The sequence below is a fragment of the Gemmobacter nanjingensis genome, from assembly GCF_014652195.1.
Classification (GTDB): Bacteria; Pseudomonadota; Alphaproteobacteria; order Rhodobacterales; family Rhodobacteraceae; genus Gemmobacter; species Gemmobacter caeni.
Genome location: NZ_BMYI01000043.1, coordinates 8,289 through 11,534, shown reverse-complemented (window position 1 = coordinate 11,534; position 3,246 = coordinate 8,289). Strand labels below are relative to the sequence as shown.

The 3,246-nt window shown below is 58.6% G+C and carries 3 protein-coding genes and 1 pseudogene; 1 reads left to right on the top strand and 3 read right to left on the bottom strand.

Features of this window, described 5'->3' with window-relative positions:
* Positions 1-281 precede the first annotated feature (281 nt).
* The 3 genes and pseudogenes from IE126_RS26535 to IE126_RS24960 all read right to left on the bottom strand — a co-directional run.
* Positions 282-374 (bottom strand): annotated as a pseudogene (locus IE126_RS26535) (DUF6915 family protein); the annotation flags it as partial.
* Positions 371-1,303: an IS110 family RNA-guided transposase gene (locus tag IE126_RS24965; RefSeq protein WP_189383037.1), complete on the bottom strand. Its 933-nt coding sequence runs from the start codon at positions 1,301-1,303 to the stop codon at positions 371-373. The gene IE126_RS24965 and the pseudogene IE126_RS26535, both read right to left, overlap by 4 nt.
* Before the next feature lie 506 nt (positions 1,304-1,809).
* Positions 1,810-2,838 (bottom strand): IS110 family RNA-guided transposase, encoded by a 1,029-nt coding sequence (locus IE126_RS24960; RefSeq protein ID WP_189383035.1) that lies wholly within the window; start codon positions 2,836-2,838, stop codon positions 1,810-1,812.
* A gap of 176 nt (positions 2,839-3,014) precedes the next feature.
* Here IE126_RS24960 and IE126_RS24955 point away from each other — a divergent pair.
* Positions 3,015-3,246: DUF1153 domain-containing protein (locus IE126_RS24955; RefSeq protein ID WP_189383034.1), on the top strand; the 232-nt coding region annotated here is incomplete at its 3' end.

Genomic DNA, 3,246 nt, shown 5'->3' with positions numbered 1-3,246 from the left:
ATCAGCATGTCCCCACCCCCTCCCGAACCTCGCGCAGGATCGATCTTGCCATGAACAGGGCAGAACGGCGAGGGTCTATGTGATCATCCGGGATGGAACACCTAAGGACAGTCAAGCATAAACAGATGAATCGGAGATGCGCGACAATCGCGATAGACCACAGGGACCTCCCCGCCGTCCGCACCGCCAGCGCTTTGATCCGCGCAGTGCGGACGGCGGGGTCCCTCCTATGGACTATCGCTACCCTTGGCGCCAAAAAAATCCTTGCCTGTCCAGGTAACATCTAACCAGGCATGTACCGCAATGAAATCGTCGACCGTGCCGCCCCATTTCTTCACCGAGGACAGGGCGTGGTGATAGCAACTGTCTTTCAGGAGACGGCAGAAGTGTAGTCTGTGGCGTCTCGCGCCATCGCGTTGATGATCGTGAGCAGCTTGCGGGCGCATGCTGTAATCGCAAGTTTCGGAGGCTTTCCCAAATCCTGAAGTCTGGCTCGAAACGCAGCCAACGTCGGGTCGAACCGGCTGGCTACAAAGCCCGCGAGGTAAAGGGCTCGCCTGATGTCGGCTCTGCCACCCCAGACTCGTCTCTTGCCTCTGGATAAGCCTGAGTCACAAGCCTGCGGCGCAAGTCCAGCAAGCGCAGCGATCTGCTTGGCCTTTAGTCTTCCGAGCTCGGGCAATCGGGCAAGTATCACGGCGACCAGCGCCGGTCCGATCCCAGGCGCTGTACGAAGTCGACGTGCCTGTTCGAGAAGAGACCCGGAAGCCGCGATGTGGCGAGCGATCTCCTTCTCAACTGCTTTGAGATGATCCTCAAGAGTCGCAACAAGTCGTTGAATTTCGCGCCGGACCCATCCGTCGCGGCTCGTCCCGAGTCGGTTTCTCTCAGCCTGGATCGCAGCGACCAAATCCTCTCGTCGCGCCACCAGGTCAGCCAAGCGCACGCGGTCAGGATCCGGGATGGGGGAAGGAACAAGATCCAACGCTTTCCCCATTCGGGCAAGGATCGCCGCATCAACTTTGTCGGTCTTTGCCAGCTTTCCCGTCGCCCTCGCAAATTCGCGCGCCTGCCGCGGGTTCACACGCACGAAACGGGCCTCCGCTTTGATCAGGGCTTCGATCAATGGCCGCTCATATCCACCTGAGGCTTCCAACACGACGACTGCATCGTTCGCCTGCTTGGCGAACTTGGCAAGCGATTGTTTTGTAGACTTTATCCGCTCATGACGGCCGTCGGAGAGATAACAGACGTCGATCCACTCCATGGCGACATCGACACCAATGAATTCGTAAGAGGGCATTCCGGCACCTATCCTTGTTCTGCGGGATCGACACCTTCGGGAGTCCTCCCAGGCAACTGTTCAGGTTGAGCAACGGTCAGCTAGCGAGCCCCATGCTATCACTCGGGATTGGTTGCCCAGGGATGTGTCGGGGTCTCGCCAGCCACCCTGATTATGCCAGTTTCCCAATAGACAAGGGATGTGCCATCGCCGCCCCCTCAGAATTCGTGCGTGGTGAGTTCGGACGAGGTGAAGCGCTTGTGTGGTTGCCGCCCGTGATGCAAGGAAATTTCAACCGAAGAGGAGCAGATCGAGTGCGGTCTTGTGTCAGGCCTTATTGCGTAGCCGTATCTTTGGCTGCGGGCCGGTATGGTGATCTGCAGATCAGGTCCAGAACTCGTTGACGGGCTTGATCGCTCCGAGCGCTACGCTGGTTTTCCTGACCCAGATCTGTTCGATCATTTCGCCCATTCAGGTCATCGACTTCCTACACCTCTGTCGCCAGCAACAACTGGCGCCAGATTCTCTTACGTCGCCAAGCCAGTTGCTGGCTCGCGGTAATCCTCTTGTTTGGTCAGCATCGCCCAAATCGTCCGGGCCATCTTGTTTGCCAGCGCAATTGCCACAAGCATCCGCGGCTTCTTCGCCATCATGCGCGCAAGCCATGATCCTTCGGGGACCGTCTTCCTGCCCATCCAGTTCAGACGTGACATGGCACCGACAATCAGGAGCCGCCGTATGTCGGCTTGCCCTGCCTTGGAGATACGGCCGAGCTTTTCGCGGCCTCCCGACGAAAACTGGCGCGGGACCAGCCCGAGCCAGGCAGCGAAGTTTCGACCGCCTTTGAATGTCGACATTTCGGGAGCAAAGGTCTCAACAGCGAGTGCCGTCAGGGGACCAACACCCGGCATGGTCTGAAGTCGCCGGGCGACATCATCCTTCGAGGCGAGATCTTTGGCCGTCTTGGTCTTCACTTCGATCCGGGCCGTCTGTTCCCGAATCTGTGCGATGATATCCAGGCACTCGCTCCGAACTAGAGATGGCAGATCGCAGTTTTCATCAGCGAGAATTTCCTCTATCCGCCGAAGGTTGCGAATGCCCGAAGGCACGACATGCCCGAACTCGTAGAGGATCGACCGCAGCGCATTGACTGCAACCGTGCGCTGCCGGATCAAACGCTCCCTTGACCGAAAGAGGACCGCGCTTGCCTGCTGATCTTCGTCCTTCGTGCCTACAAACGTCATCTCTGGACGCTGAGCTGCGATCACAATCGCTTCCGCGTCGGCCGCGTCGTTTTTCTGTCGTCTGACGAAGGGGCGCACATACTGCGGGGCAATCAGCTTCACCTCGTGGCCTGTCTTGACCATCTCGCGCGCCCAGTAATGCGCGCTACCGCAAGCTTCCATTACGAAAACGGACCTGGGCTCAGCTGCAAGAAACCGGCGGAACTGGCTTCTGGTCAACCGCTTGCGAAACTTCACGACGCCCGTCATCGAAGCGCCATGCACCTGAAATACTGACTTCGCCAAATCCACGCCGATCATCGTTTCCAACATTCTTCGTCCTCTCCGCATGATGGTTGATGCCCCACGTCATCCTGGCACACAGGCGTGGCCGCTGGGGAGGGCGGCAACCACCCCATCTCGTTGAACTCGAGGTGGATGCAGCGGGCCGCCGCGTCGATGTATCGACCCAGTGAAAATCTGCTCATGCTACAAAGGAGAAGGTAGCGATGAGTGTGACGATGGACGACAGCATCAAACGGTGGACAGCGAAGCGTAAGACGGCGCTGGTGGTCGAGATCATTCAGGGCAAGACGACAGTGGCAGAGGCCAGTCGGACCTATGACCTTTCGCCGTCCGAGATCGAGGGCTGGGTCGATGATGCCAAGCGGGGCATGGAGAACGCCCTGCGTGCGAACCCGCTCGAGATCCGCGAGCAATATGAGAAGCAGCTTAAGGACC

Excerpts from the sequence above, each read along its gene's own strand:
- IE126_RS24960 (WP_189383035.1), bottom strand. The coding sequence starts at position 2,838 with ATGTTGGAAACGATGATCGGCGTGGATTTGGCGAAGTCAGTATTTCAG.
- IE126_RS24965 (WP_189383037.1), bottom strand. The coding sequence starts at position 1,303 with ATGCCCTCTTACGAATTCATTGGTGTCGATGTCGCCATGGAGTGGATC.